This window comes from Polyangium mundeleinium, assembly GCF_028369105.1.
In the GTDB taxonomy this organism is placed as follows: Bacteria; Myxococcota_A; Polyangia; order Polyangiales; family Polyangiaceae; genus Polyangium; species Polyangium mundeleinium.
On record NZ_JAQNDO010000001.1, the window covers coordinates 2,529,811 to 2,550,120 of the forward strand.

The 20,310-nt window shown below is 69.0% G+C and carries 14 protein-coding genes and 2 pseudogenes; 6 read left to right on the forward strand and 10 right to left on the reverse strand.

Annotation, left to right across the window (positions count from 1 at the left end):
• Position 1: 1 nt before the first annotated feature.
• From POL67_RS10250 to POL67_RS10260, 4 genes and pseudogenes are all read right to left on the reverse strand, one after another.
• Positions 2-1,012 (reverse strand): hypothetical protein, encoded by a 1,011-nt coding sequence (locus tag POL67_RS10250; protein ID WP_271917054.1) that lies wholly within the window; start codon positions 1,010-1,012, stop codon positions 2-4.
• A gap of 11 nt (positions 1,013-1,023) precedes the next feature.
• Complete coding sequence (locus POL67_RS10255; protein WP_271917055.1) at positions 1,024-2,379, reverse strand: DUF1552 domain-containing protein; 1,356 nt, start codon at positions 2,377-2,379, stop codon at positions 1,024-1,026.
• A pseudogene (locus POL67_RS54175) lies at positions 2,376-2,555 on the reverse strand (DUF1585 domain-containing protein); the annotation flags it as partial. The pseudogene POL67_RS54175 and the gene POL67_RS10255, both read right to left, overlap by 4 nt.
• A gap of 122 nt (positions 2,556-2,677) precedes the next feature.
• Positions 2,678-4,042 (reverse strand): annotated as a pseudogene (locus POL67_RS10260) (DUF1592 domain-containing protein); the annotation flags it as partial.
• 158 nt (positions 4,043-4,200) lie between these two features.
• Between POL67_RS10260 and POL67_RS53515 the strand changes: the two are divergent.
• Together POL67_RS53515 and POL67_RS10270 are read left to right on the forward strand one after the other, a co-directional pair.
• Entirely contained in the window at positions 4,201-5,910 is a 1,710-nt protein-coding gene (locus tag POL67_RS53515) for a radical SAM protein (protein WP_271917057.1), read from the forward strand.
• Entirely contained in the window at positions 5,907-6,446 is a 540-nt protein-coding gene (locus POL67_RS10270; protein WP_271917058.1) for a CAP domain-containing protein, read from the forward strand. The genes POL67_RS53515 and POL67_RS10270 overlap by 4 nt, the downstream gene beginning before the upstream one ends.
• Here POL67_RS10270 and POL67_RS10275 read toward each other — a convergent pair whose 3' ends face one another.
• Positions 6,447-7,232, reverse strand: a complete 786-nt coding sequence (locus POL67_RS10275; protein WP_271917059.1) for a CBS domain-containing protein — start codon at positions 7,230-7,232, stop codon at positions 6,447-6,449. It abuts the gene before it with no gap.
• A gap of 574 nt (positions 7,233-7,806) precedes the next feature.
• On the opposite strand from POL67_RS10275, the gene POL67_RS10280 reads away from it, so the two are divergent.
• A complete protein-coding gene (locus tag POL67_RS10280) occupies positions 7,807-9,300 on the forward strand; it encodes a CHASE3 domain-containing protein (RefSeq protein ID WP_271917060.1) in 1,494 nt (497 codons plus the stop codon).
• A gap of 2 nt (positions 9,301-9,302) precedes the next feature.
• On the opposite strand, the gene POL67_RS10285 is transcribed toward POL67_RS10280, so the two are convergent.
• The 4 genes from POL67_RS10285 to POL67_RS10300 all read right to left on the reverse strand — a co-directional run bounded on the left by POL67_RS10285 (position 9,303) and on the right by POL67_RS10300 (position 16,379).
• Complete coding sequence (locus tag POL67_RS10285; RefSeq protein WP_271917061.1) at positions 9,303-10,934, reverse strand: glycosyl hydrolase family 28-related protein; 1,632 nt, start codon at positions 10,932-10,934, stop codon at positions 9,303-9,305.
• 16 nt (positions 10,935-10,950) lie between these two features.
• A complete protein-coding gene (locus tag POL67_RS10290) occupies positions 10,951-11,658 on the reverse strand; it encodes a diacylglycerol/polyprenol kinase family protein (protein WP_271917062.1) in 708 nt (235 codons plus the stop codon).
• An 80-nt stretch (positions 11,659-11,738) separates the two neighbouring features.
• Positions 11,739-12,596: a response regulator gene (locus POL67_RS10295; protein WP_271917063.1), complete on the reverse strand. Its 858-nt coding sequence runs from the start codon at positions 12,594-12,596 to the stop codon at positions 11,739-11,741.
• 231 nt (positions 12,597-12,827) lie between these two features.
• Positions 12,828-16,379 (reverse strand): nitric oxide synthase oxygenase, encoded by a 3,552-nt coding sequence (locus tag POL67_RS10300; RefSeq protein WP_271917065.1) that lies wholly within the window; start codon positions 16,377-16,379, stop codon positions 12,828-12,830.
• Between the two features lie 121 nt (positions 16,380-16,500).
• Between POL67_RS10300 and POL67_RS10305 the strand changes: the two genes are divergently transcribed.
• Genes POL67_RS10305 through POL67_RS10315 form a run of 3 tightly spaced genes read left to right on the forward strand, consistent with a single transcriptional unit; the run spans position 16,501 to position 18,747 of the window.
• Complete coding sequence (locus POL67_RS10305; RefSeq protein WP_271917066.1) at positions 16,501-17,259, forward strand: alpha/beta hydrolase; 759 nt, start codon at positions 16,501-16,503, stop codon at positions 17,257-17,259.
• A gap of 49 nt (positions 17,260-17,308) precedes the next feature.
• Positions 17,309-18,145 (forward strand): hypothetical protein, encoded by an 837-nt coding sequence (locus tag POL67_RS10310; protein ID WP_271917067.1) that lies wholly within the window; start codon positions 17,309-17,311, stop codon positions 18,143-18,145.
• Positions 18,146-18,168: 23 nt separating this feature from the next.
• Positions 18,169-18,747, forward strand: coding sequence for a DedA family protein (locus POL67_RS10315; RefSeq protein ID WP_271917068.1), 579 nt, complete (start codon positions 18,169-18,171; stop codon positions 18,745-18,747).
• 745 nt (positions 18,748-19,492) lie between these two features.
• On the opposite strand, the gene POL67_RS10320 is transcribed toward POL67_RS10315, so the two are convergent.
• Entirely contained in the window at positions 19,493-20,263 is a 771-nt protein-coding gene (locus POL67_RS10320) for a hypothetical protein (RefSeq protein ID WP_271917069.1), read from the reverse strand.
• Positions 20,264-20,310 lie beyond the last annotated feature (47 nt).

Genomic DNA, 20,310 nt, shown 5'->3' on the forward strand with positions numbered 1-20,310 from the left:
GTTACGCTCGGCGCGTGCGCCGCGCGGCGATGGCGGCTGCGGCGAGGACTGGCAGGAAAAACCCAGGCGCGTCATTGCTTTCGGGTGTATGCATCGTACACCCGCCGCTGGAAGGGTTGGCCGGCGTCATTTCGCCGCCCTCACCGCCCTCGCCCCAGTCGCCTCCGCCCGCGCCGCCAGCGCCCGACGTCGAGGAGCTCGCCCCGCCGGGGACGACGGGTTGCGGGTCGTCCACGAGGTAAAGCGCGCCACGAATGAAAAGCACGGGCCGCGGGCGAAGGGGCGTTCCCTCGACGAGGGCAACCACGTCGGCCGCGGGGCGTACGGCGGCCGTTCCGAGGTCGAAGCGCCAGGTCGCTGCGGCGCCCGGCGTGACGAGCCTGCGCACGCCGCCGTCCACGAGCCACACCTGCCCCGTGCCGTCGTCGGCCTGGACGAGCTCGGGTTTGTCGGGGATATCCGGGCCGTCGGGGAGGAGGTCGGCGTCGGCCGCGGGCAGGGGCAAGAGGTCCCAAAAAGACGAGAATCGCCAGGCGTCGTACGTGGGGGCGCCGACGACCTTGCGACGCACGCCGGATTGCGCGGCGGGCGGGCACTGGAGCGTGCGAGGGCTGTTGCCGAGCGCCGGATTGCCCTCGCCGCCGGTGTCGATTCCGTAGGCGTAGACGTCGCGGGCATTGCCGTCGTGCAGGGCGAGCGGCGAGGGGGCGAAGAAGCCGTGCTCGCACGAGCCGATGGCCGCGCAGAGATCGTCGCGGTGGACGTTCGCGCGGACGGCGATGGCAGGCGCGCCGGGGGTGCCCGCCGGGCCGCCGTAATAGACGTGGACGTCGATAGGCTGGTTCGGGACGTCGGGATCCTGGGCCCAGCCGGCGATGGCGTCGCACCCGGCGTTGTCGAGGTATCCCGTGGGCTGGACGGCGAACGCCGTCCGCGGGGCGAGGAGCGAAGACGCGAGGAGCGATGCCGCGGCGCCGAGGGTTCGCAAAGACGAGGGGGGATGGGAAGGCAATGGCACGCGCCTCACACGAGGATGTCGCCGAAGGCCTCGGACGTCTGGCCGCCGTTCCAGCCGAAGCTCGGCGTTTCGAGGCCGACGCCGCGCAGCATGGTGACGTGGGCCTTGCTGTAATTGCCGCCGGGATTGCGGACGTGGACGTTGCGGCGGATGTTCCCATTGGCGCCGCCCGCGAGGACGCAGGGCATTTCGGCGACGCTGTGCTGATACCCCTCGCCATATTCGGAGAGGCCAAAGACGAGCGCGCGATCGAGCAGCGTGCCCCCCGTCGGCTCGACGACGGCCTGGAGCCGGCCGAGGAACGCCGCGAAGGCCTGCATTTGATACAGGATGCCCGCGCGGGCGTGCTCCCAGGCACCCTCGTGGACGGTGGTATGAAAATCGTTGGGCACGCCGAGGTTTCCGAAGACGTGCGTCGTCGCGGGGGAGCTCAGCATGAACGAGAAGACCCGCGTCATGTTGCAGGCGAGCGCCGAGGCGAGCAAAGAGCCCATGATCTCGGTCTTTGCGACGAGCTCCTCGTTCGGCGCGGGTTTGCCCGGGGGCGCGCACGACTCGCCCGAGAATTCGAGGCGGTTCTTGACGGTGTTGAGGTGTTCGAGGTGTGCCTCGATGCGCTGCTTGTCGGCCGCGCCGACGCGGCCCGAGAGGCTCTTCGCGTCCTCCAGGACCGCATCGAGCAGGAGCGCCCGGCGCTTCATGCCGGCCGTGTCCGCCGCGACGCCAAACAGGAGATCATAAAGCTGCCCCGGATCGAGGATCGGCGGGTTCAGGTCGTCCGGACCGTTGTACGAGATTGCGTTCCAGTGCCCGTAATCGTGGAAGCGCGCGGTGCTCGCGCCGAGGACGAGGGAGCGGAAGCGCGGGGCTTCCGGGCCATAGAAATCCGGGTGTTTCGCGATGTACTGGTCGAGCGTCGGGCGCAGCGCAGTGAGCGTGTGCGAGGGGTGATCGAATCCCTCGGGGCGAATGCGATCGCCGGTCATCGAGACCATGAAGCCCCGCATGTGCCCGTCGCTCTGGCCCGCCGGGAGATCCGGCACTTCGGTATGCGGCGTCAAACCCGTCACGACGCTCGGCTGATAGGGCGCGAGCGGCGCGAGCAGCTCGCTCGGCGTATAGTCCTTGCCGGTCGTGGAGGGCGTCCAGAGGTCGGGGTGGCCGGCCTGGGGCGCGCCGTGGCCGTCGTGCCAGGGCAAACCGCCGCCCCAGAAGAAGATGCCGAAGATCGGCCCGGTGGACGCGGCCTCGGCGCCGCGCGCTCCGAGCATTGCTTCGAGCGTGGGCAAGGCGAGGGCGACGGCCGTGCCGCCCACGGCGCCCCGGAGGAAGGTTCGTCGGGAAAGGGGCGTGGTCTTCACGGTCTCTCCTCTTTGCCGATGTAACGGAAGGCGTCGTGCGTGACGAGCTCGATCAAGAGGGTGCGGAAATCGAAGGAGGCGCCGGCGAAGCGCGAGGCGAGGTCTTCGAGCGCGAGCCGCTCGCCCTTCGTCTCGACGCGCCCCTGCGCGTGGCGATAAAGCTGCTGGACCATGCAACGGCCGACGCGGGGCTCGGTTTCGAGGACCGTGGCGAGCTCGCGCGCATTCGCGAGGGATTTGCGTCGAGGTCGCCGGACGAATCGATGGGCACGTCACCCGCGAAGACGGTGCGGTAATACCCCGACGAGTCGAAATGCTCGAAGAGGAAGCCGGGCGGGTCCATGAAGTTGTGGCACGCGGCGCAGGCGGGGTTCGTGCGGTGCGCCTCCATTTGCTCGCGCACCGTTTTGGGGTCGCCCATCGGTGGATCGAGGGTCGTGTCGACGCCCGGAGGCGGGGCCGGGACCTCCAGGCAAAGGACACGCTCGCGGACGTATTTGCCGCGCGCCGTGGGCGAGGTGCGGGTCTCGTGGGCATTCATGGTGAGGAACGCGCCGAGCGTGAGCAGGCCGGCGCGCGGACCGTCCGCGGGCAGCTCCACCGGGACGAACATGTCCGTCGTCGCGCCGGGCGCCTCGATGCCATAAAGCGCCGCGAGGTCCGCATTCACGAACGTCTTGCGGGTGCTGAAGATGCTGCGCGCGTCGCCGCGGCTTTCGAAGACGACGTCGTCGACGAGGAGCTCGACCTCGCGGCGCATGGCTTCCTTGAGGGTGGGCGTGAAATACGGATACGCGGCCGGGTCGCGCTGGACACCGTCGAGGCGGCCGAGGTCGAGGTATTGCCGGAAAAACGCCTGCATGGCCGAGCGCGCGCGTGGATCGTCGAGCAGGCGCTCGGCCGCCGCGGCGACGCCTTCGGGTTTGTCGAGCTCGCCTTTTTCGGCGGCGTCGAGGAGCGCGTCGTCCGGGCCCTGGTTCCAGAGGAGGAACGAGAGGCGCGTGGCCATTTCGTATCCCGTGAGCTTGCGCCGGCCGGGGGCAGCATCGTCGGGGACGCCGACCTCGGCCCGATAAAGGAAATGAGGGGACTGGAGCAAGCCCGAGACGGCGAGGCGCAGGCCCTCCCACGCGCTCGGATCCGCGAGGGTCTGCGCGATTCCGACCCAGCGAGCGGCCTCCTCGTCCGTGAGCGGGCGCCGGAAGACACGCCGGCCGAAGCGACGCAGGAAACTCTCGACGCAGGCGTCGCCGGGCGCGGCGGGCTCGCAGCCGACGAAGGCCGCACGCCGGGCCGGATCGGCGAACGCGTAGCGCGTGATGGCGTCGGCGGACTCCTCGTATTGCTGCACGCCGAACTCGGAGAGCGTCGTGCTCGAAGCGCCGATGTTGTAGAAGAGAAACGGCTTCGTGTCATCTTCGAGCGGCGCCTTCGGCATGCTCGCGCCGAAGAGCTCGATGAGCGAGTTCTGGTACTGCGCGGCCGTGAGGCGCGGGAGCGCGGGCGCGGCGAGGACGAGCGACTCCGCTTCGGTCGTGTCCTCGTCTGCGTCGCCGATGACGCCGACGCATGCGGTGAGCGAAGCGCCGAAGACGGCGATTGCCGCTGAAAACCCGAGCCACCGCGCTCGGGATCGCCCAGGATGCGGACGTTTTTGGACCATGGCCTTGTGCGCAGGTTACAGCGGAGCCGAGGGGCAGGGAAGAGACAAGGTAGGGCCCTTGTCCACGCTTTCCGGAGGCGCGTGAACACTCCGGTGGAAGAAGTCCCGCGAAGCCGGAGGGCCCTCCCGCGTGGCGCGGATTCGCGTATCGTACGCGGGTGGCTCCTGTTCCCGTGACGTTTTTCTACCGGCCGGAGCGGCCCGCGGCGTTCGCGTCGATCTGCGGGGAATGGTCGGCGTTCCATCCGACGCCGATGGCGCGGCGCGAGGACGGGTCGTTCGAGGCGACGATCGAGGCGGCGATCGGGGTGCACGAGTACAAGCTGCACGTGGAGGGCGCGCGCTGGGAGCTCGACCCGGACAACCCGCGAACACGGGCGCGGGGCGGCCTGCGGAACAACGTGCTCGTGGTGGGCGGCGCGGACGAGCCGATCCTGCACGCGCCGGTGCGCCCGTTCGTGGGCGTGGAGGAGGACGGTCGGCTCTGCATTCGCGCGGCGCTCCGTCGCGGGCACGGGAGCGGCCTCGTCGTGCGGTGGGACGAGGGTGCAGGGATGCGCGAGGAGGCCATGCGGGTCGATGCGGAGGAGGACGAGCACGTTGTCTTCGAGGCGCGGCTGCCGGCGTCGGCGCGGCGCGTCTCGTACGTGTTTCGATTGGAATCGGGGCGGCTCGTCGGGCGCGCGGGCGGGGCAGGGCAATGGTTCACGATTCCGAGGCCGGAGGCGCCCCAAGGCGCGGGGCGGGGCGAGGGCGCGGCGGCGATTGCGATTGAGGGGGCCTCGGCGTCGGAGACGTCCGGCGACGCGTTTCGCGCGGGGCGCGTGGTCGCGCCGCTGCCCGTGCGGCTTTACGTGACCGTGACCGAGCGGTGCAATCTGCGCTGCGCCCATTGCATCACGGACGCGCCGGAGAAGACGCGGAGCGGGCGCGCACGCACGGTGCAGCCGTGGCTCCTCGACGCGCTGCGGGAGCCGTTCGCGGCCGCCGCGTACGTGGGCTTCGTGCACGGCGGCGAGGCGCTCGTGGCGCCGATTTTCCCGGAGGTGCTCGCGGCGATCCAGAAAGGCCGCGCGGGTCGTCCGGGCCGCACGGACGTGCACTTGCTGTCCAATGGAATGGCGCTCGACGAGGCGCGGTTCGATGCGCTCTGTGATCTCGGGCTGACGAGCCTTTCGCTTTCGCTCGACGGCGCGACGGCGGGGACCAACGACGGGCTCCGGATCGGCGGGCGGTTCGCGACCCTCGTGAAGAACATCGAGGGCATGATCCGGCGTCGCGCGGCGCGTGGGGTCGACGTGCGGATCGGGATCTCGACGGTCGTGACGGCCTCGAACGTGGACGAATTGCCCGCGCTCGGGAGGCTCGTGGCTTCGCTCGGGGTCGATTGGTTGAAGGTCGAGGAGGTTTTTCCGTGCACGACGCGGGCGCAGGTCGAATGGATCGATCCGCGGGGGGAGCGGGTGCTTCGTGGGATCCGCGAGCTCGGGGCGATCCTCGCGCCGGCGGGCGTCGTGCTCGTGGATCATCTCGATCCCGGCGGCGCCTGTCCTTGCGTGGCCGGCGATGATCCCGCGTTTCAGGTTTTTCGCGCGGCCGACGATTTCGCCAATCGCACGCGTTTCCTGACGTGTCGCATGGAATGGGAGCAGGCGTGCATCGACCCGGATGGCAGCGTGCATCCCGTGGCGTACGAGGCGCCGATGATCGGCTCGCTCGCGTCGTCATCGCTCGTCTCCCTGTGGAACGGAGAGGTGATGCAGAGCCTGCGTCGTGCAGCGCTTTCCAGGACACCGTCGCTGATCCGGCAGGCGTGCCCCGAGGCGTCTTGCGTCCCGACGCCGCGGCGTGCCACGATCGCGCCATGAAACGCATTTCACCTTTCTATGGGCTCGTGCTCGTTCCTTTCCTTCTGGCCGCCGCGGGCTGCTCTGACGACGAGGGAGGCGGCAACACGAATGCGGGCGAGCCGGCCTCGATGCAAGGGATCACGGAGGCCCACAACGCGGCGCGCGCGTCCGTCGATCCGCCGGCCGCAGAGCCGCTGCCGCCCCTCGTCTGGTCGTCCAAGATCGCCGCTGTCGCCCAGGCCTACGCAGAGAAATGCGTATGGGAGCACAGCAGCAATGACTACGGCGAGAACCTCTACGCGAGCTCCAATGGCTCGACCGCCGAGAAGGTCGTCTCGAACTGGGTCTCCGAGAAGGCCGATTACATCTATTCGTCGAACGAATGTTCGGACGTGTGCGGCCACTACACCCAGGTCGTCTGGGCGAAGACGACGAGGCTCGGGTGCGGCATGGCGAAATGCAGCACGGGCTCGCCGCTCGGCGGCGGGGATTGGGAATTCTGGGTTTGCAACTACGATCCGCCCGGGAACTACGTCGGGCAGAAGCCGTACTGATCAGGCCCGAGCGAGCACGCGCGCGAAGTCGAGGCCCGTGATCAGGCCGACGAGCTCGCCATTCTCCAGCACGAGCACGCGGCGGGCGCGCGATTCGAAGGCGTGCGCCGCCGCGCGGTAGAGCGGCGTCTTCACGTGCTGCGTGAGGATGCCGTAGTTCATCACGTCCTCGACCTTCGTATCGGGCACGAAGCTGCGCGCGGCGAGCGCCTCGACCTGCGTGAAGACGCCGACCGGGTGGCGGTACTCGTCGACGATCACGACGCCCGTCACCTGCGCGCGGTCGAGCCGCGAGGTGGCCTCGGCGATCGTGGCCGTGAGGGGGAGCGAGATCACAGGCTTCGTCATCACGTCGCCGATCGGCGCTTCGAGGCGGAGCGCGCGCACGGAGGAGAGCACCTCCTCGATGCTGAAGACGCCGACGAGCTTGCCTTCCTGCTCGACGTACACGCGATGCACGTGCTCGTCGGCCATGATCCGCGCCGCCGCCGTCACGGGCGCGTTCGGCGAGACCGTGAGCACGCCCTTGTGCATGTGATCCGAGACGGGCTCGGTGGGCAGGTCGATCGGCTGAATGCCCGCGAGCGAGGCCGGTTGCAGGCGGCCGATGCGCAGGAGGTCGGTCAATGAGACGACACCGAGCGCCTTGCCCGTGTCGTCGACGACGGGCGCCGACGAGATGCGTCGCGACGCGAGCAGCAGGTAAGCCTCATCCACGAGCGTGTCGGGCGTCACCGACAGCACGGGGGATTTCATCAGCGTCGAGACGAGGAGGGGCGTGGTCATAGGGGCGGCGCCTGGCAAGACGTTTGCCAAGTCATATACAAGCCTCCCCTCCCACTTGTCGAGCCCCTTCCTGCAACCTTTGCGTGAAGCGTGCAACCCTTGCGCTCCTCCCGGCGAGGCAACGCACATGGGGTCTTCATCCAACTTCGCACGAAAGTGCTGAATCCTGCGGAGGCTCGTTGCAGAACGATACGCATGGTTTCGTTTCGTTCGTTGCGGCTCCTCGCGGAACGAAAACGCCGGTACGTTCGATAACTTCGGTGCTCGCCCTCGAGAGCGTCACCCACGAGAACGACGACTCCTGATCTCGAAAAGGTGTGTCCGGGCCGCCACGATGGGAAAAAAAGCGGCGAAGCCCGGAGTCTCCCGAATGCCATTCGCGAAATGTCGTGGGATTCGGGGCTCGGCGTCATTGCGCTGACGCTCGATGGGCCGTGCGTCCTTCGAAGATTCACGACGCCCTCGGAATGCGTACGTCCTGGGTGCTTCCGTGTCGTAAAGTAAACCCTGGGCCGCTATCGAAATCGGCGTAAGGCCGCGAGGGGAGCTCGCAAGCCGTTGGAGGATGGGACGCATGGCAGGGTCGAGGACCTGGACAGTAGGCAAGCAGTTCAGCGCGGCCATCGCGCTTCCTCTCATTTTTCTGGTGCTCATCGGCTCGTACGCCTACGTGACGACCCAGCGGCTCCTCGTGGCCACGGATGCCGTGGGGCACACCCGCGAGGTCCTGACGGCGCTGTCGAGCACGCTCTCCGCCTTCCAGGACATGGAGACCGGCCAGCGCGGCTACGTGATCACCGGGAACGAGTCGTTCCTGGATCCTTACCGCGAGGGAGACGAGGCCATCGAGCGAGCGCTTGCCGAGGTCGAGCGCCTGACGAGCGACAACGAGCGCCAGCAGCAGCGCCTTCCGGAGCTGAAAAAGCTTGTCGGAGAGGAGCGGATCGCGCTCTCCGGCGCCATCGACGCGCGCAAGAGCGAGGGGCTCGAGTCCGCGGTGAAGCTCGTCGCCACGGGGCGTGGCAAACGCACGATGGACGCGGTGCGGGCCATCATCGACGAGATGATCGCCGAGGAGCGCACGCTGCTCGGGATACGGGCTGCGGCCGTCGACGAGCTCGTGCGTTCGTTCGCCCGGACGCTCGTGGGCGCATGCTTTCTCGCGTTCGTCTGTGTGAGCGGCCTGGGCGCCTTCATCGTCCGCGTGCTGAACCGGCAGATCGGGTCCGCCGCCGCGCGCATGCGCGCCGCCGCGCGTGAGCTCGAGGCCGCCGCGACGCAACAAGCGAGCTCGACGAACGAGCAGGTCGCGACCTCGCAGCAGGTGTCGGTGACGATCCGCGAGCTCACGGCCACCTCGCGTCAGATCGCCGAGAGCGCCGTGCAGGTGAGTCGCATCGCGGAGGACACGTCCTCAGCCGCGCGAGGCGGCGATCAGACCGTGACCGCGGCGCGCGAGACCGTCGATGGGACCCGCAAGCATGTCGATCGGGTCGTCGCGCACATGCTCGGCTTGAACCAGCGATCCCAGGAGATCGGGGGCATCGTGGACATCATCCGCGAGCTCGCCGAGCAGACGAACATCCTCGCGATCAACGCGACGATCGAGGCGGCGGGCGCAGGGGACGCGGGGCGGCGCTTCGGCGTGGTCGCCGACGAGATCCGGAAGCTCGCCGATCGCGTGTCCGGCGCCGCGCGGGACATCCAGCACCTGGTCGAGCAGGTGCGGGGCGCGACGAACACGACCGTGATGGCCACGGAGAACGGCGCAAAAGCCGTGGAGGCGAGCACGCGCAGCTTCGCGGACGTGGGCGCGAGCTTCGAGCGCATTCGCACGTACGTGGTGGACACGGCGCGCTCGTCGCGCGAGATCGAGGCGAGCACGCGGCACCAGACGACGGCCATGGAGCAGGTGAACCAAGCGATGCAGTCCGTGTCGGAGGCCGCGCGCGAGGTGCAGACGAGCGCGAAGCAGACGCTCCAGACGGCCTCGGAGCTGTCGAGCGTGTCCGAGGAGCTCTTGCGGCTCGTACGAGCGAACGAGGCCAGTCGGGGGGCGCTCGTGTAGCGTCAGCGCGCGCGGCGGCGGCTGCGTTGATCTTCGTAAAGCGAAGGCGGGTCGAGCGTGTCGCCTTCGTCGAGGCCCTCGACCCAGTCGACGGGCAAGGTGCCGAGGGCCATCGGCAGCGGCGATTCGGTGGTGACGTAGAGGCCCTCGGTCCCGATCACGTATCCTGTGCCGAACTGGAGCGATCGGAGCGCGCCCTTGCCGCGGTTGTTCCAGAGCACGTTCTCGGTGCCCGTGTGGCCGGCGCCCGTGCTCTCGTCGTTGCGGTTCACGATGGAGAAGCCGTCGTCGAAGGTCGAGGCGTCGATGAGGTTCGCCATGGCGAGCGAGTGGTGAAACTCGGACAAACCCGTGAAGCCCGAGGCGTCGTTCATGTCGGTGAGCGATTCCCCGTTTTTGCTTTGAATGCGTAAGAAGACGCAGCCGGTCGTGCCGAAGCCCCAATTCTGGATGAAGTTGTGCCTCCCGCCGTCGCCCTCGCTGTCCGCGACGAGGATCTCGTTCGAGCGGCGGATCTCGAAGAGATAGCCGTTTCCGCCGCCGCCGCGGTTTTGCGCGAGGCCGAGCGAGACGTGCTCGACGGTGACGCGCGTGGCCTCTTCGAGGAGGATGCCGCCCGAGGCGAGGTGCGCGCCGCTGCCTGGGCCCTCGGCAGGCGCGGCGGGCGAGGGGAACGACGCGACGTCCTTGATCCAGCAGTCGACGACGCGCCGGAGGTCGATCGCGTGGACCTGCGACGCGGCCCAGGCCTCGGCCCAGGAGACGGCGTTCGATATGCCGAGCGACTCGACGCCGCACTCGCGGAGCAGGCCCGTGACGCGCTGGAGGCTCGCGCCGTCGCGGAGCTTGGCCGGGTAGCGCAGCGGCACGTCGAGCGTGATCCGGTGCGGGGAGGAGGTCTTGTCGACGGCGACGACGGTCCGGCGGAAGAAGGGCTGCCAGGTGTCGTTGAAGGCCGTCCACGTGCCCGTCATGCCGTGCTCTTCGATGAAGGCAGGCGTGAGGGTCCAGCCGAGGAGGACGTCGTCGCCGGGCGCGAGGTCCCCGGCGCTCTCGACCTCGACGACGTCGGCGCGCGAGGTCGCGTCCACGGCGAGCGGGAGCTCGAGGTTCGGCTCGGCCTTGCCCACGAAGGCGAGGTGCGCGTCGTAGCTCATGCCCGCCGATCGCGTGAAGTGGAGCCGCGATTTCGTGGAGCCCGCGCCGCGCAGGACGACGCCGGACGCAGCGACGACAAGCTTGTCGTCGATCCGATAGAGGCCCTCGGGGAACGTGACGATCCCGCCGCCCTGGGCCGCGGCCGCGTCGATGGCCGCCTGCACGGCCAAGGTCGCGTCCATCTGCCCGGTGGGATCCGCGCCATGCGTGACGACGTCGAAGGTCGGGGCCGCGGCGGGCGCGCCGGGCGGGGCCTCGGCGAGGTGGTAGCCCGCGTAGGAGAAGTCGTGGAGGAAGTGGCCTTCGGCGTCCGTGAAGGAGGGCGTCCAATCCTCGGGGTAGAGGGCGCTGCGGAAGGAGACGGGGCCGGCGTCGGTGCCCGCGTCGGGTGCGGGCGGCGGGGCGCCTCCGGGCGGCTCGTCGCTGCACGCGGCGAAGCACGGGAGGAAGGCGAGCAAGCCGAGGAGTGGGCGCATGGACGCCCAGGATAGATCAGGACGCCGGGACGAACGCGCCTGCGATGGAGCTGGCGATCGCGACCGTGACCGGGATGGTGAAGTTGTCGTCGAGGCGCGAGGAGACGAGCTCGGCGATCGCGCCCGCGGCCGCGCCGGCCGAGGCGATGAGCAGCATCGCGGGGAGCGGCAGGCCGTGGAAGGCCGTGAGCGTCGCGAGCGCGGCGAGCGTGCCGACGGCGAAGAAGCCGAGCGTGCCTTCGAGCGAGCGGTTCGCGAGGATCTTCGTGCGCCCGATGCGACGGCCGATGAAGCCCGCCGCCGGGTCGGCGAGGCCGAGGATCACGACGCCGAGCTCGGCCGCCTGAAAGGGCGCGAAGAGCGAGAGGCCGACCAGGGCCGTGAGATACCAGGTGGACGAGTTCACCCGGTGCCGCTCCATCGGGTGGGCGACGCGCGAGAAGAACTTCATCATCCTCTCGTTGACGGCCGGGCTCAGGCGGCGGGCGATCTCGCAGGACCAGGCCCACACGCAGAGCGATACGCTCGCGGCGATCAACCACCCGCGGCTCGGCACGACGCGGAGCATGACGAGCGCGACCAGCGCGGAGAGGACGTGGAAGAGGCTGCGCGTCCAGTTCTCGGGCCGTGCGGGCGGCATGGGCGCCGACGCGCGGACCGATGGAAAAGGCACCGCGGGGAGCTCGATGTCGAGCACGGTCGGATCGACGGTGGACTTGGACAAGGCAACGAAGGCTACCCCGCCGCCTCCGCCCAGGAGTTTCAGCTTTCTGTCATTTCGGTGGGGGTGAACTCACGAATGGTTCAGGCGCCCCGCGCGAGGCGACGCACGGCGTCAATCGTAGCAATCGGAATTTTGCTGCTCGATGAAACGGCAGGCGAGGCTTCTTCGACCAGCCTGTGCACCAGGACATCGGCCACGGTGCTCGGCTCGATCGTGCGAGGCATGACCAGCGCGGAGGCGAGGGCCGCGTTGCGCTTTGCCGTCACTGCGGGAGGCCAGGTGGCCGAGGGAGAATCGTCGAGCACGATCATGGGCACGCCGTTCGGCTGCTTCGACCGGAGGAGGCCGAGCACGCGGAGGAAGCACCTCCGGTCGACCACGGCGCCGTCGACGCCCGCGCCTTCGAGGTCGAGGAACTGGGCGGCCTGGTCGACGCTCTCCAGCGAGACGATGTCGCAGCCGTGCCCGATGCGCAGGACCTTCCCGAGCGCCTCGCGCAGGGCGCCGTCGGCGTCGACGAGAAGCACGCGCCAGGCGCGCGGGGCGGCTTCGGTCTGCGGGTTGCCGGTGAGGGCGTGGGCGCGGTTGATCAGGTACGATTTCGAGTGCGGTTTGCCCACGAAGTCGTCGGCGCCCACGCCGAGGCCGCGGAGGCGCGAGCCGAAGCGCGCGTCGCTCGAGAGGATCATGACCGGCAGGCGCTCGAGCGCCGGATCCCGACGAATCTCGCGGAGCAGGTCGATCCCGTCGCCGTCGGGCAGGAGCACATCGAGGATGGCGAGCTGGAACGGGTCGCGGTCGCGGTACTGCGCGATCGCGCGCCGCGCCGCATCGAGCGTGGGCACGGGGGTCACCCGGAAGCCAGCTTCCCGCAGCTCCGCGGCGATGACCATACGAACGGTGGTGCTGTCATCGACGAGCAGGACGTGCGGAGCCATTGAGACGGACCTCCTGGTGAATCACACCCCAGCAGGCAGCCTACATGGTTTTTACCCGTTGCATAGTCTGTCTCGACACGTTCGCGAAACAATCGCAGGAAATGTACGCCATTCCATTGACAATTCCGTAGGGGAACACCCACCTGCGACGAAATACTGCGCGCTTGCATCCCGCTGCCCGTGCGATGAGCCTGTCCCAGGCAGAAAGTCGACGTCCGCTACGGCGGAGGATCAGGCGGCCCCGGTCCAGGGCTTCGGTTGATAGAAGAGGTTCGGCTTGAGCATGACGTCGGGGTGACGGTCCTCATCCATGTAGAACACCGACGTCGCGCTGCCGCCGATGGGCGGGACGATCCAGCTCCAGCGCAGGTGCACGCAGCGGCCCTGGCCTTGCTCGGCCTGGGCAAACTGCACGAAATCCTCGGAGGCTGTGTGGTGGTCGACGATCTTCACGCCCGCGCGCTCGAACGAGTGCACGACGGCCCGTACGAGCTCGACCTGCGCGCGGTCGCGCCAGAGCGAGGAGGATCGCTGGATGTCGAGCCCGAGCCGCTCGGCGATCACAGGGAGCATGTTGTACCGATAGGGATCGCTGAAATTGCGCGCGCCGATCTCGGTCGCCATGTACCAGCCGTTGAAAGGCGCGGCAGGATATTTCACGCCGCCGATGTCGAGCAGGAGCTCGGAGACGGCCGGAAGCGCGTACCAGCGGAGCCCGAGCGAGGCGAACCACGGCAGATCGGGATGCGCGAGCGGCACCTCGCGCACGACGCGCCGAGGGATCTCCATCCAGCGCGGCTCGCGGCCAGGGAGCTTTACGATGAGCGGGAGCAGGTCGAAGCGCGTGCGTGCGCCGCCTTTCCAGCCGAGCTCGAGCGCCTTCGTGGTGAGCTCGACGTTCATCGGATCCCCGGTGACGGTGCCGTCCGGGTTTGGGTATCCCGCATAACGCAGGAGCTGGCCGTTCCAGATGCGTGGCCCCTCGCCGGCGCGGTTGGTCGGGGCGAGGACGGTCATCATGGCGCGTAGGTTTCCGCCGTGCGTGGCGAGCTCGATGTGCTCGACCAGGGCCGAGAGGATCTCGTCCTCGTCCGTGAGATGGCGCATGTCGCGCACTTCGAGCCCGTTCCAGAAGAGGCGCCCGATGCAGCGGGTGGAGTTGCGCCAGGCGAGTTTGGCGCCGAAGGAAAGCTCGTCGTAGGTCTGGACGTAGGTGCCCGTGCGCTGGAGCTCGGCGGAGACCTGGGCCCATCGGACCTCGAACGCCCGGGGCGCGCCTTTTTCCCGGTAAAACTGGGCGAGATAGGCCCGCGCCTCCTCGGCGACGCTCGTGTCCTGCCCTGCGACGACGGGCGGAATGACGCCGAGGCCGTCCTCCCGGTGCGTGCCGTGCGCAAAGGGACAAACGCCATCCGCGCGTGATTTGGAGGAGGGAATCGGCGACGAGGCGGGGGCGGACGAGGGCGGCGCAAGGGTGCCCGGGGCCGGCGGGAGCATGCCCGAGGCGTGCGGTGGAGGGGCGCTCGGCGGCGTCGTGGGGGGCGGCGCGGCGGGGCGCGCGGACGAGCTCGGCGCATACGAGATGTCGACGGCCGGCGGGGGTTTCGGCAGGAGGCTCGTGGGAAACGAAGGCGGCAGGTGCAAAGGCGGCACGTGCGCGGGGGGCACGAGCGTCGCAGGTGCGAGCAAGGAGGGCCTGCGGCCGGGCTGCGCGACGACGACGCTGCCCGCGATGAACTCCTCGATGTGGAGATGCGTATCGAGCACGCCCTGTTCGAGCAGGAGGTTGCTCATCGCGCGTAGATACGGGATGGGGCCGCAGAGGAACCAATCGGCGTCGGGGTGGGTCTCGACGAGCGAGGCGATCTCGGCGGCGCCGAGCCGGCCCCATACCTCGGTGAAACGAATGCGGGCCGTGACGTTCGGGCAAGCGGCGGCGAGCGCGTGGAGCTCGTCGGCATGAGGGGCCGAGGCGGGGCTGTGCGCCGAGTAATCGACGTGGACGCGCCGCGCGCTGCCCTTTTCGCGGATCGCGCGGCACGCCGCGATGGCGGGCGTCACGCCGATGCCGGCGACGAGGTACACGACGGGCCGATCGTTCGGCGGCATCGTGAAATGGCCGCCGGGCGCGGAGACGCGGATGAGCGCGTCCTCGGGGCGGCGCTCGAAGAGCCAGGTAGAGAACACGCCGCCCGGGAGCCGCTTGACCGTGATCTCGTAATGGCCGCTCGACGTGGGCGCCGAGAGGGTATACGGGCGTTCGATGAAGCGGCCGTCGATCTCGGCCTGGATGACGACGTGCTGGCCCGGCTCGGCGTGGAGGACCTCGCCGTCACGGGGGACGAGGCGGAACGCGCGTACGCCCGGACAAACGTCGGTGGCGGAGACGATCTCGGCCGAGGTCCAGGTGCTCTTGCCGAGCATGTCGGCAATACGGGGCAGGCACGCGCCGCAGGCACTGCCGGCGCGGGTGCGGTCGCGGATGGCCTCGGGTGTATTGCAGCCGGCGAGGATGGCGCGGCGGAGGTCGCGCCTGCGCACGCGCATGCAGGTGCAGACGATTTCGTCGTCGGGCCGGAGCGAGGGCGGCGCTTCGAGGTCGATCGAGCCCGTCTCGGTGAAGGCCGCGCATTGCCAGGGCGAGAGGGAGCCGCCTTCGAGGGCGAGCGCGTAGAGCTTGGGGAGATCGACCCAGTCGCCGCGGGCGGTGAACGAGAGGATACGGCCGTCGTTGGGCGTGACCACGATTTCGCGTTCGAGGCCGCGGCGCGCGTCGATGAATCGGTATTTTCCGCGCTCGTCGGGCGGGCCTTCGAGTCCCGGCTCGCTGACGGCGAGGTGGTGGAGTTCCTCGCCCGGGACGTGCGAGGCGACGGCGTGGCGGCCGCGGGGCAGGTGATACAACGAGGTGATGCAGGGTTTGCCCAGGAACCTGCCCGCGAAGATGGTGACGAACCCGCGGTGGGGCAGCTCGTACACGCTCTCCAGGCTGTCGAAATACTCGCGTAGCTCGGCGGATTGCTCGAGGATCGCGAGGAATCGATCGCCGGGCACGCGGAAGGCCGTGACCGGGTCCTCGGCGACGGCGGTGGCCGAGCGGGATTCGCGGCGCAAGAGGCCCCGCTCGCCGACGCAATGGCCAGCCTCGACGCGCGAGAGGAGCTGCGGGCGCCCGTCTTTCTCGACATATACGCCGACGGCCCCGGAGATGACGACGTACACCGCGTCGGCGGGCTCGCTCTGATAAAAAAGCGCCTCGCCGCGCTCGTACGTGACGAGCTTGGCGCCGAGTCCGTCGTGTTCGCCGCCCTCGGCCCCCCCGAGCGCACGCAATGCTCGGAACAAGCTCGACTGCTGCACGAGCCGGTCGCGGAGCTGCTCCTCGCCGAGGCGCACGAGGGCCTCGCGGCGCGGGTGGTCGGGCGGAAGGACATTGCGGAAATCCTGGGCGGCGATGCGGGCCACGGCGACGGGGCCCGTCGCGCGTACGGTGGCCGCCCTTCGTCCGCCCGCGCGGCCGAGCAGGGCCTGCTCGCCGAAGAGCGCGCCGGGTTCGAGGCGGGCCAGGCGGATCACGCCGCCGCCCGGCCGCGCGCCGAACACCTGGCAAATGCCCTCGACCAGGACGAAGGCCGCGTCCCCGATTTCACCCTCCCGCACGATCTGCGCGCCGGATTCGTACCGCTGGACGACGATCCGCTCGAGCAGGCTGTTCGTCGCGTCCGGCCCGAGGCCTTCGAGCAAGCCGGCCCCGCGGATCAAGCCTTCGACGTCGTGGGTCATTATCGCCTCGTCCCTTACCATCCATGCGCGCGGCCTCGCAAGACCACCGAAAATGTGGGACAACACCGCACGCTCGCGCGGACGTGCAGGTGTGTCCTGTTCGCGCAATCTCGACTACCTCATGTCCGAACCCACCGTACATCTCCTCGGCCCGTTTCACGTCCCCGGCCTTTCGGCGCGCCATGTGCGCGTGTACGTCCCGCCGCGACGCTCGCCGATGAAGCCGCCCGTGCTCTACCTTTTCGACGGGCAGAACCTCTTCCACGACGAACCCTCGTTCGCCGGCGGCTGGCACCTGCATGACGTGGGGTCGCGGCTCGCGGCCCGCGGCGAGCGTGTGCCCGTGATCGTGGGCATCGACCACGGCGGGCACGAGCGCATCGAGGAGCTCTCGCCGTTCCCGACGCGCACGGGGCCCGGCAGGCTCGAGCTTTTGCTCGACTGGATGCGCGGCGGGCTCGGCCCCCATATCGAGCATCATTTCGGGGTATCGACGGATCCGGCCGACACGGGCGTCGGCGGCTCCTCGATGGGCGGGCTCGCCGCGCTTTATGTGCACCTCCGCGCGCCGGATCGGTTCGGGCTGGCGATGAGCATGTCGCCGTCGCTGCAGATCGGGAGCGGCGCGATCTTCGACTGGATCGATTCGCACCCGCGCCCGCGCGCCTCGCGCATCTACCTCGACGCGGGCGCGCTGGAGGCGGGCGGCGGCCTCTTGCGGGCGGCCGAGCGCCTCGCGTACAGGTTCGTCGAGCGAGGCTACGACCCGCATTCGCTGAAGTTCGTCGCGGCAAAGCGCGGCGCCCACAACGAAAAAAACTGGCGTCGGCGAGCGCCCGGCGCGATTCGATTCCTGTTCGGCCGGAAGTGGCGGCGCTGATCGTATTTCCCCTTGCCGGAGGCGCGTTTCGCCGGTATCGGAGAGCCTCATGCGCTCTGCCTGCCTCGCCTCCGTCCTTGCCGCCCTTGCCTTCGCGCCGCCCGCGTTTGCCCAGGCCATCCCGGGCCCGCCCGATGCGCCCGCGGCGCCGCCTGGCGCCCCGCCCACGCCGCCCGCGCCGGGGCAGGACCCTGCGTCGCCGAAGGTGCCCGAGGCCGCCGAGCCCACGGCGCCGCCGTCCGGCATTGCCAAACCCGAAGAGCCGAAGCCTGCGCCGCCCGCCGTGGAGCCGGCAAAGGAGCCCGCGCACGAGCCCGCGCAGGCGCCGGGGAAAGGCACGCCGCGGATTCACATCGAGGCGGACCGGCCGGGGGTGAAGCTCTTGCGAATCGCGGGGGTGGTCTCGGACCAGGCGGGCGAGGGGATCTTCGTGCGGACGGCGTGTGATGCGCCCTGCGATCGGATCGTGGACGGCCGCAAAAACGAGGTTTTTTTCTTCGGCGCCGACGGAATGGTGCCGTCGCGGGGGTTTTTGCTGTCGAACGTGGGCGGCGACGTCGTGGCGAACGTGGACGGCGGGAGCTTCCTGGGCCGGCAGCTCGGGTTTCTTTTCGGCGGCTTTGGCGGTGCGGCCGTCCTCGGCGGTGCGATCATGCTGGGCGTTGGGTACAGCGCCGACGGCGCGACGCTGAACAGCGAAGGAAAGGTGATCCAGGGCGAAAACAAAGCCCTCACGACGGGCGGCTTCGTCACGCTCGGCGTGGGCGCGGCGCTGGTGGCCACGGGGATCACGCTCGTCCTCTTGAACAAGACCGAGATCAAGCTCGTGCAAGCGACGCCGAAATCGGCGGGCGTGCGGCTTTCGATGGGGCGCATCGTGTTCTGAGCGGGTGACGCCACGGGGGGGACGTGGAGCATCTCATTCAAGTGTACGGGTACGTCGCCGTGCTCATCGGCACGTTCCTCGAAGGCGAGACCGTGGCGATGCTCGGGGGCTTTGCGGCCCACCAGCAGCATCTGCGATTTTCCTGGGTCGTCTTGACGGCGTTCGTCGGGTCCGCCACGGGCGACCAGATCGCGTATTTCCTCGGCAAGCGCTTCGGGCGTTCCTTCGTCGATCGGCGTCCGAAGCTCGGGGCGCATCTCGCGCGGGCGACGGCGCTCCTGGAGCGTTACCCGACGTTGTTCATTTTCGGCTTCCGCTTCATTTACGGGATCCGCAACGTGGCGCCGGTCGCGATTGCCCTGAGCCGCATCCCGACCGCCCGTTTCCTCGTGCTGAATGCGATGGCGGCGGCGCTGTGGGCCGTGGTCGTGGCAGGGGCGGGGTATCTGTTCGGGCAGGCGGTCGAGTCGGCGCGGGGGAAACTACACGCCTGGGACGAGCGGCTCGCGATGGGCGCGGTGCTCGCGGCGATTTCGATCTTCGGATTCAATCTGCTGCGGGAGAGGGTGTTTCGGCGGCAGACGGCTTCGAAGGGGCGGTGAGGCGGGGCGGGAAGCGGCGGGCGAGGTAGACGACGGAGAAGAGCGCGAAGGCGAAGACGGGGAGGTTGCGGGAGAGGTAGGTGGGGGCGTACACCCTGTTGTAAGCCTCGTCGTAGAAGGCATCCAAGATTCCATACATTATATTCCAGATGGTCGCTCGAATAAAAATACGAACTGGGTAGAGCCCTCTCCAGAAAGAACCAGAGCGCGCCAAATGCACTGATCGCTCGGTCGACGATGACGAGCGACACGAAGGCAGGCACGTAAGTGGCCGCGCCACGCCGCCACGCATGCGATCCCGATGAGCGCCAGGAGCACGAGGTGGTAAAGCATGGCGAAGCTGGGGACAGGGTGCCATGCGTCAAGTGTTCGCCATGAACGGCTCGCAGAATACAACCCGAGCAGCACGAAGACCGTGAAGAGGCGGCGCAGCCACAGAAGGTCTCTCGGCAGGGATGTCAGGTTGTGATGCGTCATGAGCTTGCCCCCTAAAAGTTGTGATCTGGAAAGCACAAAGGCTTCCCGATCAGGTTGAAACCACTTCCGAACAGACCGATCCTCCTTCCCGCGTCCTCTACCGGCTTGTTCCGGAGACCTTCCGGCCTTCCGAGACCTCCTTGAAGCCGCGCCTTCGAGCCTCCTGGCCTCCCGGAACGCCATCGATGCTGCGCCTTCCACGTCGATCGGCCTCCTCGCGCCCCTTGCGGGGGCCCCGGACATGCCGATCGACGACCGCGTGAGGCCTTCACCCGTTCGCGGCGGGCCCTCCGGCCTCTTCGGACCCGCTTCCCCCCGAGGGCCGCTTTTGCGTCGCCTCGCGGAACGCGTCGATCGGCCGCAGTGCCGTTCGGGCCCGCGTGATCGTCGCGGGTTCGTCTCGCTCCACCGTGGCGAGCACCTTGGTCGCGTACTCGACGAGGGCTTCTCCCATGGCGCGTACGTGCTCGCCGAGGTCCTCGGTCAGCGCCGTTTCGCGCTGGAGGAGCCCCGCGACCATCTTCCCGTAGGCGACGTGCTGCGTGCGCACGTTGTCGAGGAACTCCTTGCCCGCGATTCGGTCGATATCGGTCGCGAATGCCTCGCCGTCGATGCGCCGGAGCACGGACTCGGCGATGGCGTATTGCTCGGGATAGGACTCGGTCAAGAACGAGAGGCCACCCTCGCCGAAAAGATTCGCGAGGATCTCGTTCGCGCGCCGCGCGTCCGGATACGTGGCCTCGGGGAGCATCACATAGGATTGGAGCCGCCCGCGCAGCGCGCTCCATGAATTGTCACCCGCACGGTCGATGGGCCGCGAATCCTCGTCCGTTCCCTTGCCGAGCGCCTTCTTGCGCGCCGTGTGCGCGACCTGCGCGGCTTCGGCCGTATCGACGAGCCGTTTGGCGGCCTTCGTCACCGAGGAAGGCATCCCCGCGGGGCAGGACTCCGCGAGGACGCGGCACAAGGTGATACCGCCCTCCAGGGTCATGACCGGGGCGCGGGCATAAAGGGCGGGATCGAGGGAAGAGTGGGACATGTGAGGGCGCCTAACACAGCTGGCGAGCGAGGGGAAGGGCGGCGAGC

Bases quoted from the DNA above. Each gene is read 5' to 3' on its own strand.
- POL67_RS10320 (WP_271917069.1), bottom strand. From the start codon at position 20,263: ATGTCCCACTCTTCCCTCGATCCCGCCCTTTATGCCCGCGCCCCGGTC.
- POL67_RS10300 (WP_271917065.1), bottom strand. From the start codon at position 16,379: ATGACCCACGACGTCGAAGGCTTGATCCGCGGGGCCGGCTTGCTCGAA.
- POL67_RS10285 (WP_271917061.1), bottom strand. From the start codon at position 10,934: ATGCGCCCACTCCTCGGCTTGCTCGCCTTCCTCCCGTGCTTCGCCGCG.
- POL67_RS10275 (WP_271917059.1), bottom strand. From the start codon at position 7,232: ATGACCACGCCCCTCCTCGTCTCGACGCTGATGAAATCCCCCGTGCTG.
- POL67_RS10295 (WP_271917063.1), bottom strand. From the start codon at position 12,596: ATGGCTCCGCACGTCCTGCTCGTCGATGACAGCACCACCGTTCGTATG.
- POL67_RS10305 (WP_271917066.1), top strand. From the start codon at position 16,501: ATGTCCGAACCCACCGTACATCTCCTCGGCCCGTTTCACGTCCCCGGC.
- POL67_RS10280 (WP_271917060.1), top strand. From the start codon at position 7,807: ATGGCAGGGTCGAGGACCTGGACAGTAGGCAAGCAGTTCAGCGCGGCC.
- POL67_RS10270 (WP_271917058.1), top strand. From the start codon at position 5,907: ATGAAACGCATTTCACCTTTCTATGGGCTCGTGCTCGTTCCTTTCCTT.
- POL67_RS10310 (WP_271917067.1), top strand. From the start codon at position 17,309: ATGCGCTCTGCCTGCCTCGCCTCCGTCCTTGCCGCCCTTGCCTTCGCG.